Origin of the sequence: Cellulomonas sp. NS3, assembly GCF_024757985.1 — a bacterium.
Classification (GTDB): domain Bacteria; phylum Actinomycetota; class Actinomycetes; order Actinomycetales; family Cellulomonadaceae; genus Cellulomonas_A.
Map to the genome: position 1 here is coordinate 1,566,563 of NZ_CP103289.1, position 12,568 is coordinate 1,579,130.

General features: G+C 76.8%; 9 protein-coding genes. 3 read left to right on the forward strand and 6 right to left on the reverse strand.

Translation table 11 applies throughout. From position 1 onward, the window contains the following. Positions 1 to 42 precede the first annotated feature (42 nt). From NXY84_RS07200 to NXY84_RS07225, 6 genes are read right to left on the reverse strand one after another with little or no spacing between them, the layout of a single operon-like run. Positions 43 to 1,263 (reverse strand): winged helix DNA-binding domain-containing protein, encoded by a 1,221-nt coding sequence (locus tag NXY84_RS07200; RefSeq protein WP_258726431.1) that lies wholly within the window; start codon positions 1,261 to 1,263, stop codon positions 43 to 45. Positions 1,264 to 1,318: 55 nt separating this feature from the next. After that, positions 1,319 to 2,611, reverse strand: coding sequence for a DUF58 domain-containing protein (locus NXY84_RS07205; protein ID WP_258726432.1), 1,293 nt, complete (start codon positions 2,609 to 2,611; stop codon positions 1,319 to 1,321). Between the two features lie 9 nt (positions 2,612 to 2,620). Next, complete coding sequence (locus tag NXY84_RS07210; RefSeq protein WP_425322230.1) at positions 2,621 to 3,865, reverse strand: AAA family ATPase; 1,245 nt, start codon at positions 3,863 to 3,865, stop codon at positions 2,621 to 2,623. Further along, complete coding sequence (locus tag NXY84_RS07215) at positions 3,862 to 5,154, reverse strand: DUF4350 domain-containing protein (RefSeq protein ID WP_258726433.1); 1,293 nt, start codon at positions 5,152 to 5,154, stop codon at positions 3,862 to 3,864. Before NXY84_RS07215 ends, NXY84_RS07210 begins: the two co-directional genes overlap by 4 nt. Next, entirely contained in the window at positions 5,151 to 5,918 is a 768-nt protein-coding gene (locus NXY84_RS07220) for a DUF4129 domain-containing protein (protein ID WP_258726434.1), read from the reverse strand. The genes NXY84_RS07215 and NXY84_RS07220 overlap by 4 nt, the downstream gene beginning before the upstream one ends. Next, positions 5,915 to 7,210, reverse strand: coding sequence for a glycerophosphoryl diester phosphodiesterase membrane domain-containing protein (locus NXY84_RS07225; RefSeq protein WP_258726435.1), 1,296 nt, complete (start codon positions 7,208 to 7,210; stop codon positions 5,915 to 5,917). Before NXY84_RS07225 ends, NXY84_RS07220 begins: the two co-directional genes overlap by 4 nt. Before the next feature lie 175 nt (positions 7,211 to 7,385). On the opposite strand from NXY84_RS07225, the gene mtrA reads away from it, so the two are divergent. The 3 genes from mtrA to NXY84_RS07240 are packed head-to-tail and all read left to right on the forward strand — an operon-like array spanning position 7,386 to position 11,562. Then, positions 7,386 to 8,069, forward strand: coding sequence for an MtrAB system response regulator MtrA (gene mtrA / locus NXY84_RS07230; protein ID WP_183295763.1), 684 nt, complete (start codon positions 7,386 to 7,388; stop codon positions 8,067 to 8,069). Next, on the forward strand, positions 8,066 to 9,808 hold the full coding sequence (mtrB, locus tag NXY84_RS07235; RefSeq protein WP_258726436.1) for an MtrAB system histidine kinase MtrB: 1,743 nt from the start codon (positions 8,066 to 8,068) through the stop codon (positions 9,806 to 9,808). The genes mtrA and mtrB overlap by 4 nt, the downstream gene beginning before the upstream one ends. After that, positions 9,805 to 11,562, forward strand: coding sequence for an LpqB family beta-propeller domain-containing protein (locus NXY84_RS07240; protein WP_258726437.1), 1,758 nt, complete (start codon positions 9,805 to 9,807; stop codon positions 11,560 to 11,562). Before mtrB ends, NXY84_RS07240 begins: the two co-directional genes overlap by 4 nt. The last annotated feature ends 1,006 nt before the right edge of the window (positions 11,563 to 12,568 follow it).

Consider the following 12,568-nt stretch of genomic DNA (forward strand, 5'->3'; position numbering starts at 1 on the left):
GATCGACCCCTGCGCCGATCGACCGCCGCGCCGCGCCGATCGTCACGCCACGGTGACGCGGTGCTCCGCGGCGTCGTCCGCGACGAAGCGGACGAGCCCCTCCGCCTCCGCGACCAGCTCGGCGTGCGTCGTGGCGTCCACGGGGACGAGCGGGTGCACGGTGAGCGTCGCGAGCTCGCGTCGCGCGCGCACGCCGCCCGGGTCGAGCCGCTCGCGCGTGACGGCCCAGGTGCCGGCCACGCGTCCGTCCACGAGCACGGTCCCCGGCGCCATGCCGTTCTTCGTCGCGAGCGCACGCCGGTGCTCCTCCGAGACGACCCGGGTCCGGTCGGCGTGCGAGAGCGTGAGGTTGTCGAAGTCGGCGAGGAACCGGACCGGAGCAGGGGTCAGCGGGTCCGGCCGGGGCGCGTCGGGCAGGTCGACGAGCTCTCGGCCCGAGGCGGAGCCCGGCCCCGGCTCCGCCCGGAAGGTCACCAGCCGGGGGCGCAGGCGGTCGACGACCTCCCGGAGGCCCGCGAGCCCCGACCAGGTCTGCACGTCCGCGACGCTCGCGGGACCGAACGCCGCGAGGTAGCGCAGCACGAGCCGCTCGAGCTCGGCCGCGCGCACGTCGGGGTCGGTGACGTCCGGGGCGAGCGCCGTGCGCTCCGCGCCGAACCACGCCCGGGTCGTCGTCCACGTCGTCGCGCCCGACCGGCCCCAGACGCCCCGCGGGGTGACCTGGACGAGCGGGAGCGTGCCGCGCGCGCCGTACGCGAGGGTCCCGGGGGCGACGTCCGGCCAGCGCTCCGCGAGCAGCCGACCGAGCTCGGTCGTCGGGCGCGGCTCCTCCTCGACGAGGGCGAGGGCGGCCTCGGTGAGCTCCGCGAGGTCCAGGGTCCGCAGCGCGGCGCCGTGCAGGACGTTCTGGCGCAGGTCGCGCTCGTACAGCGGCGCCGTGAGCCCGGGCAGCACGAGCGCGTCGTCGGCGGTCACGAGGTGGATCGTGCCCCGCATGACCGCGATGCGGGCGACCCGGCGGTCCAGCAGCGCCTCGGACAGCTCGTCGTGCCGGAAGCCCGCGATCCGCGACCACAGAGTCGTGTACGGGGAGCGGGGGAGCTGCGCCTGGAGGCCCACGAGGCGGTCCACCATCGCGACCGCAGGCACCGTCGCGCGGGTCAGCAGGTGCTGGCGCGCCAGCAGCGCGCGGTTCAGGGCCGCGCGCGTGAGCAGCGGTGCCCCCGGGTCGGCGGTGGTGCGGGGCGCGCGAGCAGTGGGCACGGGGCGACGCTACCGGCAGTCCTCGACACCCGGGCCCACGGCTCGGCGCGCCCGGTCAGAGGCGCCCGGCGGCCTTGAGCGCGATGTAGGTGTCGGCGAGCCGGGGCGCGAGGTCGTCGGGCAGGGCGTCGACGACCTCGATCCCGCGCCGGCGCAGCCGGGCCGCGACGGCGGTCCGCTCGAGCTCGACGCGCTCCGCCGCGGCCGCGTCGAACACTGCGGCGACGTCGGAGCGGCCCGTCCGCAGCTCCTCGACCTCCGGGTCGCGGACCGCCGCGAGCACGACCTGGTGCCGCTCGGCGAGGCTCCCCACGACCCCGAGGAGCCCCTGCTCGACGGCCGCCGGCTCGAGGGCCGAGAGCAGCACGAGCAGCGAGCGCTGCGTGAGCCGCTCGCGCACCTGGCCCACGACACCCGGCCAGTCCGTCTCGACGAGCGTGGGGTCGACACGGGCGAGCGCGTCGGCCATCGCGGGCATGAGCCGGGCGCCGCTCGCGCCGACGACCCGCGCGCGGACCTTGCGGTCGTACGCGAGGAGCTCGACCTGGTCGCCGGCCTTGGACGCGAGCGCGGCGAGCAGCAGCGCCGCCTCGATCGACGCGTCGAGGCGCGGGGCGTCGAGCGTGCGCGCGGCGGAGGTCCGCGAGGTGTCGAGCACGATGAGGACCCGCCGGTCCCGCTCCGGGCGCCACGTCCGCACGACCACGTCGGCGCGCCGGGCGGTCGCGCGCCAGTCGATCGACCGGACGTCGTCGCCGATCACGTACTCGCGCAGCGAGTCGAACTCGGTGCCCTGACCGCGCACCTGCACGGCCGCGCGCCCGTCGAGCTCGCGCAGGCGCGCCAGGCGGCTCGGCAGGTGCCGGCGCGAGGCGAACTCCGGCAGGACCCGCAGCACGCCCGGGACGTCGAGCGACGCCTGGCGGCCCGCGAGCCCCAGCGGTCCCACGGTCCGGATCGTCACCCGGTCGGCGCGGCGGTCCCCGCGCCGGGTCGGCACGAGCGTGGTCGTCAGGCGCCGGCCGTCACCGGGCGGCACGTCGACGGTGTGCCGGTTGCCCTGCGCACCCGCCGACGGCTGCCACGCGTCACGCACGGTCGCCCGCAGCCGCCGCGTCCCGACGTTGCTGACCGTGAGCACCGAGCGGACCTGGTCGGTGAGCCGCACCGACGCGGGCACGCTGCGCTGCACGGCGACGAGCCGCGGCGAAGCGGCCAGGGCCGCGTCGAGGACGCACGCGAGCGCGACCACGAGCGTCCACAGCAGCACCGTCCCGGGAACGGGCACGACGAGGACCGCCACGACGCCGAGCGCCGTGAGCGCGACGGCCCGCCAGGTGATCGCCACGCGGCCGGCTCAGCGGGGGACGGGGACGGCGGCCAGCACGGTGTCGAGCACGCTCTCCGTCGTGACCCCCTCGAGCTCGGCCTCGGCGCGCAGCTGCACGCGGTGGCGCAACGTCGGGTGCGCGAGCGCCTTCACGTCGTCCGGCGTGACGTACCCGCGCCCGGACAGCCACGCCCACGCGCGCGACGTCGCGAGCAGCGCGGTGGCGCCGCGCGGGGAGACGCCGAGCGCGAGCGACGGGGACTGCCGCGTCGCCCGGCACACGTCGACCGCGTACCCGAGCACCTCGCGCGAGACCTGCACGCGCGCGACCTCGTCGCGTGCCCGGCCGAGCACCGCGACGCCGGCGACGGGCCGGACACCGGCCCCGGCGAGGTCGCGCGGGTCGAAGCCCGCGGCGTGCCGCTGGAGGACCTCGATCTCCTGGTCGCGCTCCGGCAGGGGGAGCGTGAGCTTGAGCAGGAACCGGTCGAGCTGGGCCTCGGGCAGCTGGTACGTGCCCTCGTACTCGACCGGGTTCTGGGTCGCGATGACCAGGAACGGGTCGGGGAGGCGGCGCGGGGTGCCGTCGACCGACACCTGGCGCTCCTCCATGGCCTCGAGCAGCGACGCCTGGGTCTTGGGGGGCGTGCGGTTGATCTCGTCGGCGAGCAGCAGGTTCGTGAACACCGGACCCTGCCGGAACGAGAACTCCGCCGTACGGGCGTCGTACACGAGCGAGCCCGTGACGTCGCCGGGCATGAGGTCGGGCGTGAACTGCACGCGCTTGGTGTCGAGGTCGAGCGCCGCCGAGAGGGTGCGCACGAGCAGCGTCTTGGCGACGCCCGGCACGCCCTCGAGCAGCACGTGACCGCGGCACAGGAGGGCGATGAGCAGGCCCGTCACGGCGGCGTCCTGCCCGACGACGGCCTTCGCGACCTCGGTGCGGACGGCTGCGAGGGCCGAGCGCAGCTCGGGTGACGGCCCGGTCGGGGCGGCCTGCGCGGGCGGGGCGTGCTGCGCGTGGTGCTGCGGCGCGGGCGCGGCGGCGTGCGGGGGCTGCGGCTGCGCCGCGGGCGGCTGGTCCTTCTGGAGGTCGGGCCCCGCGGCGTGCTGCGGCGCAGGCGCAGGCGCCGGCTGCGCCGCAGGAGGGGCGTGCTCGGCCGCGGCCGGCTGAGGCGCGCCGTCGGCGGGCCGGTCCAGCGGCGTGTGCGGCGGCGCGCCGTACGGGCCGTCCGCGGTCTGCCGCGGCTCGGTGGGGTGTGCCTCGGTCACGATCGGTGAACCTCGCTCTCCAGCTCGTCGAGCCTCCGGGCCAGCTGCGCCAGCCCGGCGTCGTCCTTCGGGGGTGGTCCGTACAGCAGCCCCGCGACCTCGTCGGCCGCCCGGCCGGTGGCCTGGGCCAGCGCGTCGATCACGGCGTGCGCGCCGGCCGACCGGGGCAGGCCCAGCCGGTGCGCGCAGCGTGCGGCCGACCCGGCCCGCAGTGCCGCTGCGGCGTGCCCGTACGAGCGTGCCCGACGGTACAGGCGCGCACGTCCGCGCGTCGTCTCCGCCGCGCGCACCGTCACGGGGAGCGGCTCGGTGACGACCCGGCCCAGCCGTCGCCCGCGCCACAGCGCGGTCACGGCGGCCACGACGAGCAGCTGCAGCGCGAGCACCTGGGCGACGGGCGGCAGCAGGTCGCCGATCCCCGGGCCGGCGGGCTCGGCGTCGTCGCCGAAGTCGTCGATCGAGGGCACGTACCAGACGAGCTGCTCGTGACGGCCCAGCGCACGCAGCGCGAGGGCGGCGTGGCCCTCGTCGACGACCTCGTCGTTGCGCAGGAACCGTCCGTCGGCGAACGCGGTGACCCGGCGCTCGCCCTCGACCACGAGGTAGGCGCCCGAGTCGACCTCGTCGGGCGCCGTGGGGAAGCACGTCACGGCCTCGGGCGCCAGCACGGTGAAGCCGGGCCCACCGGACCGGTACGCCTCCGCCGCCACCGCCGTCGGGTCCTCGCAGCGGGCCAGCCGGGTCGTCGGCGCGCCGTCGTCCGCACCCGACCAGCTGCGCGTCGCGGCGGTCGTGACCTCGTCGAGCAGCGCCGTCGGGTCGAGCAGGACGAGGTCGGCGCCGGTCCCGGCGAGGTCCTCGAGCTGGGACGGCCCGAGCAGCGCGTCGCCGGTGACGAGCAGCGTGGTGCCCGCGTCAGCGGCGGCGACCGCCTCCGACGTCCTGCGGACGTACGTGACGTCGACACCCTGGTCGCCCAGCACCTGCGCGACCGCCCGGGCGCCCTCGGGCGCGGGGTTGTCGGGCGCGAGCGCCACCGTGGACGTGCGCGGCTCGGGGAGCGCGGCGAGCAGCCCGACGAGCACGAGCAGCGACAGGACGGCGAGCGGGAAGCGCCACCGCCGCCACCGGGACCCCGCGCGGGACCGTGCGGTCGAGCCGTCGCCGGTGACCGTCACGGGAACCGCGCCGGGCGCGGGGGAGGGCGCGGTCGACGTGCCCGCGGGCGCCGGGGGGACGACCGGGCCGGGTGCGCCGCCCGGTGCGGCGACGGGGGCCTCGGCGCTCATCGGTCCCCTCCGCCGGGTGCGTCGTCGCCGTCGGTCCGGTCGGTGCCCCGGCCGTCACCCGCGAGGACCGGGGTGCGGTCCGCGCCGGTGCTGTCGGCCGGCGTGCCGAGCGGCCGCTCCGCGGCGACCGCGGCGTCGACCTCCCGCAGCCGGGCGTCGTCGGCGGGATCTGCGGGCTGGTCCCCGTAGACGACGTCGTCGAACAGGCGCCCGGCGTCGCGCAGCGCGCTGGCCGACGACGGCAGCCGGGACGCCGCCGCCTCGACGGCCTCGTGCGCGGTGCGGCCGGGGCGCTCGTCGAGCACGGTGCGCTCCTCGAGCGACCGCACGACGGCGCGGAACCGCTCGGCGACGGCCGCGTGCCAGTCCCCGCGGGCCGCGGCGGCGTCGGCGGCGGCGCGCAGCTGCGTGGCCGTCCGCGTGTCGTCCCCGCCGAGCACGACCCCGCCGCCACCCGGGCGACGGGCGCGGCGCACGGGTCCCGCGACCCAGAGCGCGATGCCCGCGACGACCGCGAGCAGCACCACGACCACGAGCGCCGCCGTCCGGCCGTCGAGGCCGAGCACGGGCACGTCGTCGAACAGGCTGCCGACCCAGTCGAGGATCCGCTCGAGCAGGCTCGGGCGGTCGTCGTACACGGGCTCGAGCAGCTCGCGCTCGAGCCAGCGACGCGCCTCGTCCGCGCCCGGCTCGACAGGGACGTCGGCGGCGCGGCTCGCGAGGAGGGCGCCGCCGTGCCCGTGCACGAGGGCGAGCAGCGTCACGCGACCCGCTCGTCGGCCGCGCGCGCGAGCTCGACGTCGAGCCCCTCGCGGCGCATCCGCACGTCGATGTACAGCAGGGCGACGACGGCCGCCGAGAACACCGTGGTGAGCGTGAGCGCGATGATCTGCGCGACCGAGCTGACCGCGATGGAACCGAACGACGTCATCATCGGGTCGTCGAACAGGACCATCGCCGCGGTGACCGCGGGGACCGCGATGGTCTGGCTGATGATCTGCACGATGATGTTGACCAGCAGGTAGATGCCGAGCAGGCGCCAGAAGCTGCCGCGCGTGAGCCGCCACGCGCGAGCCACCGTGGGCCAGAACCGGCCGCCCTCGAGCATGAGCGCGGGCGGCACGAGCAGCGTGCGGACGGTGAGCCAGAACCCGGCGAGCAGGAACGCGAGCCCGCCGACGATCGCGACGACGGCGACGGCCCACCAGACCTCGTTCGCGGCGAGCGCCGCGAGGGCTCCCGCGTACGCCGCGACGGCGACGACCCAGACGACGCCGACGAGCAGGCTGAAGCCGACGACCGGCCAGATGCGGCCGCGGGCGAGGCGCACGACCTCGCCCATGCTCACGGTCTGGCCGATGACCGAGCGGCTGACGGAGACGATGAGCAGGCCCGTGAGGATCGTCGCGGCGAGCGCGAGGAACGGCGTGGTGAGGAAGGCGGCGAGCACCGACCCCATCTGGTCACGCAGGCCCAGCGTGCCGTCGGGGTCGAGCGAGCCGGTCACGTCGCCGAGCGCGCCCGCGAGGATGCCCGTGAGGTACCAGGTGACCGCCGACATGAGCGCGACGACGGCCGTCACGACGACGGCCGTGAGGCCGAACATGACGCGCGGGTTGGCGCGGACCGCGCGGAACGCGCCGTCGAGCACCTCCCCGAGACCGAGCGGCCGCAGCGGCACGATCCCGGGCTGGAGCGCCGCCGGGGGCAGCGGCGGGGCGCCGTAGCCGGGAGCCCCGTAGCCACCGGGCTGCCCGTACCCACCCGGCTGGCCGTAGCCCGGCTGCTGGCCGTGGCCACCCGGCTGGCCGTACCCGGGCTGCTGCCCGTACCCGCCCGGCTGGCCCGGTCCGGGCTGACCCGGTGCGGGAGGGACGCCTGCGCCCGCCGGGTAGCCTCCCGGGGGGACCGGACCCGGCGGAGTCGGCTGCGCGTACCCCGGCACGGGGCCCCACCCGGACGCGGCCGGGGCGGGGCTGCCCGGCGGCGCGGGGGAGGGCGGCACGGGAGCCCCCGGTGCCGGCTGTCCCGGTGCGTCCTCGTGCGGGGTCGTCATCGCGTCTCGCTCCCTGTTCTGCGCAGGCACCGGTGCGGCGCTCGTGCCGCGCCTTGCCGGCTCATCGTGCCACGGCAGGGCGCACGCGTGGCGCAGCACCCCCGCACCGGCGCGCACGGGTGACGCCGCACCGGGCGTGGCCCACGCGCCCGGCGCGCGGTGCGATCATGTGCGCATGAAGGGTCGTGTGCTGGTGGTCGACGACGACACCGCTCTCGCAGAGATGATCGGCATCGTGCTCCGCTCCGAGGGGCTCGAGCCGGTGTTCTGCGCGGACGGGGACGACGCGCTCGCGGTGTTCCGCGCGTCGCAGCCCGACCTCGTGCTGCTCGACCTCATGCTGCCCGGCAAGGACGGCACCGAGGTGTGCCGGCTCATCCGGTCCGAGTCGGGCGTCCCGATCGTCATGCTGACCGCGAAGGCCGACACCGTCGACGTGGTGCTGGGCCTCGAGTCCGGGGCGGACGACTACATCTCGAAGCCGTTCAAGCCCAAGGAGCTCATCGCACGGGTCCGGGCGCGGCTGCGCCGCAGCGACGAGCCCGCGCCCGAGCACCTCGCGATCGGCGACCTGACGATCGACGTCACGGGCCACCGCGTGACGCGCGACGGCGAGCAGATCTCGCTCACGCCGCTCGAGTTCGACCTGCTCGTGGCGCTCGCGCGCAAGCCGTGGCAGGTGTTCACCCGCGAGGTGCTGCTCGAGCGCGTGTGGGGCTACCGGCACGCCGCCGACACCCGCCTGGTCAACGTCCACGTGCAGCGGCTGCGCTCGAAGATCGAGGCGGACCCCGAGCGGCCGGAGATCGTCGTGACCGTGCGCGGCGTGGGCTACAAGGCGGGCACGACCCCGCAGTGAACGCGTTCCGGGCCCGCCGGGCGCTGCGGCTCGCGCGGCTGCGGCTGACCCGGCGCGAGCGCGCGCTGGCCGGGGCGTGGCGCGAGTCGCTCCAGGTGCGGGTCGTCGTCACGACGCTCGCGATCGGCCTGGTCGCGCTCGCCGGTCTCGGGGCCTACCTGTCCGACCGCATCCAGGACGGGCTGTTCGCGCAGCGCATGGAGCAGATCCTGCGCGAGAGCGCGCGCGGGACGCAGCAGGCGCAGAGCTCGTTCACCGGGTCGACCGCGTCGACCGGGTCCGAGGTGCAGCAGCTCCTCATCGACGTCGCCAAGGCGCTGAGCACGGGCGGCTCGGAGCAGCGCGAGGTGTTCCTCCTGCGGGCGCAGGGGCAGGCGGCCGCCTCGCAGCTCGTGACCGCGGGCGCGACCGACGACGAGCTCGTCGACCTCATCTCACCCGAGCTCCGCGAGGCGACCGCGAGCGGTGAGGGTCAACGCTGGCAGTCGGTCGCGTGGCCGCAGGTGGGCACCGACGCCGAGGGGACGCCCACGCGCGAGGTGCCCGCCGTCGTCGTGGGCGAGACCGTGACGCTCCCCGTCGTGGGGATCCACGAGCTGTACTTCCTGTACAGCCTGGAGGCGGAGCAGGAGCAGCTCGAGTTCCTCCAGCGGGTGCTCGGGATCGGCGCGCTCGCGCTCACGGTGCTGCTGGGCTCGATGACGTGGGTCGTCACGCGGCAGGTCGTGCGGCCCGTGCGGATCGCCGCGCAGGTCGCCGAGCGGCTCGCCGACGGGCACCTCGACGAGCGGATGCCCGTGCGCGGGCAGGACGAGATCGCCTCGCTCGGGCGCTCGTTCAACGAGATGGCCGTGAGCCTGCAGGACCAGATCAACCGGCTCGAGGAGCTCGGGGCGCTGCAGCGGCGCTTCGTGTCCGACGTCTCGCACGAGCTGCGCACGCCCCTGACGACGATCCGGATGGCCGGGGAGGTGCTGCACGGCGCCCGGCACGACTTCGAGCCGTCCGCCAAGCGCTCCGCCGAGCTGCTGCAGACCCAGCTCGACCGCTTCGAGGACCTGCTCGTCGACCTGCTCGAGATCAGCCGCTTCGACGCCGGTGCCGCGGTGCTCGACGCCGAGCGGCGCGACGTCCGGGACGCCGTCAACGCCGTCATCGACCAGGCCGTGCAGCTCGCCGAGGTCCGGGCGACCTGGCTCAGTGTCGAGCTGCCCGCCGAGCCGGTGGTCGCGGACGTCGACCCGCGGCGCGTCGAGCGGATCCTGCGCAACCTCGTCGTCAACGCGATCGAGCACGCCGACGGCTCGCCGGTCGAGGTGACGCTCGCCGGCGACCCCCAGGCGGTCGCGGTCACGGTGCGCGACCACGGCGTCGGGATGACGCGCGAGGTCGCCGAGCACGTCTTCGACCGGTTCTGGCGGGCCGACCCGGCGCGGGCCCGCACGATCGGCGGCAGCGGGCTCGGCCTCGCGATCTCGCTCGAGGACGCCCACCTGCACGGCGGCTGGCTCGAGGCCTGGGGGCGGCCGGGTGGGGGCGCGGTCTTCCGGCTCACGCTGCCCCGGCGCGCCGGCATCCGGCTCGTCTCCTCACCGCTGCCACTCGAGCCCGAGGACGCGCCGGAGGCCGCGCCGCGCGAGCAGAGGAACGGCGTCGACCCCGCGGCCCTGCCCGAGCTCGCGGACCTGCACCACGACGCCGACCACGAGAACGAGACCGACCGTCTGGAGACGCGATGAGCGCGACGCCCCGCTCGACGGCCCGCGCGGCTGCCCGGACGACGCGCCGCCGGGCCGTCGCGTCCGCGCTGGTGCTCGCCCTGCCCGTGCTCTGGGTCCTGTCCGCGTGCGTCGCGATGCCGACCTCCGGCGGGGTCGAGGTCGGCGACGTCGAGGTGAGCGACGCCGGCCCCGCCGTGGTGCCGCTCGCGGACCGTCCCGCCCCCGACGCCGACCCCGAGGCGATCGTCGTGGGCTTCCTCAAGGCGAGCCAGGCCGGGTTCAGCCGCGACCCGCGCCGCGGCGGCGACTTCGGGGCCGCCCGCGAGTACCTCGCCGGAGACGCGCGCGCGTCGTGGCGGCCGCGCGAGCGCGTGGTGGTGTACCCGACGTCGAGCAGCCCGACGTTCACGGTCGTCAACGAGACGCAGGTCCAGGTGACGTTGAGCGTCGCGGCGCGCATCGACGCGGACGGCCGCTACGCCGAGGCGGCGCCCGACGCCGAGGAGTCGTTCACGTTCGACCTCGTCCAGGACAGCTCGGACCAGTGGCGCATCGCGGGGCTCGAGAACGGGGTCGTGCTCGACGAGTCGAACTTCGAGAACCTGTTCGGCTCGGCCAGCCTCTACTTCCTCACGCCCGACGACGCCTCCCTCGTGCCCGAGACGCGGTGGTTCCCGCTGCGCAACATCGCGACGTCGATCGTCGGCGAGCTGCTCGAGGGCCCCTCTCCGTGGCTGCGCGACTCGGTGCGGTCGGCGATCCCCGACGGGGTCGAGCTCACGCCGGAGACCGTCCCCGTGGACGAGACCGACGGCACCGCCTCCGTCGGCCTGACCGAGGCCGCCGCGCTCACGGACTCCGGGGAGCGCGCCCGCATGCTCGCCCAGATCGAGGCGTCGCTCGCGATCCCCGGCGTGCGCGCCGTCGCGGTCACCGCGGGCGGGGTCGAGCTCACCGCCTCGGCCGCCGAGCTCGACCGGGGCGTCGACACCGACGGGGTGCTCGAGGTCGTCTCGGAGGACACGGTCGTCCAGCTCAAGAACGGCGAGCTCGTGCCGCTGCCCGAGCCCCCGGACCTGGCGGGGCGCCAGGTGCAGGACCTGGCACGCAACGAGCGGGGGAACGTGCGCGTGGCGCTGTCGGACGCGGGCGACCTCGTGCTCGTCGGCGTCGGCGACGAGCCCACGACGACGATCCTGGAGGGACCTGGCCTGCTCGCGCCGTCGGTCGACCGCCTCGGGTGGACGTGGACGGGCCGCCCCGGTCCCGCCGGTCCGCTGACCGCCGTCCGCGCGGACGGCCAGCGTGCCGACGTCAGCGCGCCGTGGCTCGCCGGCCGCAGCGTCACGGCGGTCCGCGTCGCACGCGACGGCGCACGCGTCGCGGTGCTCTCGACCGGCACGGACGGGCTCGCGCTGGACGTGGCCGGCGTCGTGCGGGACGCCTCGGGCAGCCCGCTGCAGCTCGGCGAGCCGCTGGGCACGGGAGCGACGCTCGTCGACGCCTCCGAGCTCGTCTGGGTCGACGACGCCACGCTCGGCGTGCTCGGTCGCTCGGGCGTCGCCACGAGCGCGGCATACCACCTCGTGCCGCTCTCGGGCCAGACGCGCGCGCTGCCGGCGCTCGAGGACGCCGTCGCGATCGCGGGCGGCAAGGGGCAGCGCTCGCTGTACGTCACGACGTCCGACGCGCGGCTGTTCTGGCTCCCGGGCGTGAACGCGAGCTGGACCGAGGTCGCGACCGGGGTGCGGGACCCGTACTTCCCCGGCTGACGCCGACGACGCACCCCCAGCCCGTCGCGGACCGCTCCTCCGCGATCCATCAGGCCCGGCGCGTCCCGGGTCGCCGTGGGCCGGTGCAGGCTCGCCGCATGCGGGAGGACGAGGACGGGTCGGGCGTGCGGCGCTGGTGGGCCGACCTCGTCGGGCTCGTGCTCCCCGTGGCCTGCGCGGGGTGCGAGGCCCTCGACGTCGCGCTGTGCGACGCCTGCGCGTCCCGGCTGCTGGGCCGGCCCCGGCGCTGCGAGCACGGCGCGGGGCGGCTCGACCGGCTCGACGGGCGCGGACCCCTGCCGGTCTGGGCCACCACGCCGTACACCGGCCCGGTGCGCGAGCTCGTCGTCGCGTGGAAGGACCGGGGCCGGGCCGACCTCACCCCGGCGCTGACGGCGGCGGCGGTGCGGGCCGGGCAGGTGCTGGGTCCCGCCCTGGGGCCTGCGCTCGACGCGCTGCCGCCCGTCCCTGTGACCCGCGGCCGCCCGACGCTGCTCGTCGTGCCCGCTCCCTCGACGCGGGCCGCGCGCCGCCGCCGGGGCGAGGACCTGGTCGGACGCCTCGCGGTGGCGGTCGCGTCCGGGCTGAGGACGTCCGGGGTCCCGGCCCGCGCACGGCCGTGCCTCGGCCGACGCGGTCGGGGCCGCGACCAGGTGGGGCTCTCGGGTCGGGCGCGCGGACGCAACCTCGCCGGCCAGGTGACCGCCCGCGGCGTCCCGGGCGGTCTCGCGGGCGTCCCGGTGCTGCTCGTCGACGACGTCCTGACCACGGGCGCGACCCTCGCCGCGTGCGAGGACGCGCTCGTCGGCGCGGGCGCCGCGGTGCTCGCCGGCTGGGCGCTCGCAGCGACGCCACCACCCGGACGGAGCAGCGAGGGCGATTGGTCGTCCGGACGCCGCGGGACTAGCGTGAGGGAACGAACCGACAGCACCGGAGGCGGCGCGACCGGCGGACGAGACCTGTCCGCACGCTCGCCCCGGATGCAGGAGGAGGTGGTGCCCGTCGT

Coding starts and splice junctions, on each gene's coding strand:
- NXY84_RS07215 (WP_258726433.1), bottom strand. CDS start 5,154: ATGAGCGCCGAGGCCCCCGTCGCCGCACCGGGCGGCGCACCCGGCCCG.
- NXY84_RS07225 (WP_258726435.1), bottom strand. CDS start 7,210: ATGACGACCCCGCACGAGGACGCACCGGGACAGCCGGCACCGGGGGCT.
- mtrA (WP_183295763.1), top strand. CDS start 7,386: ATGAAGGGTCGTGTGCTGGTGGTCGACGACGACACCGCTCTCGCAGAG.
- NXY84_RS07240 (WP_258726437.1), top strand. CDS start 9,805: ATGAGCGCGACGCCCCGCTCGACGGCCCGCGCGGCTGCCCGGACGACG.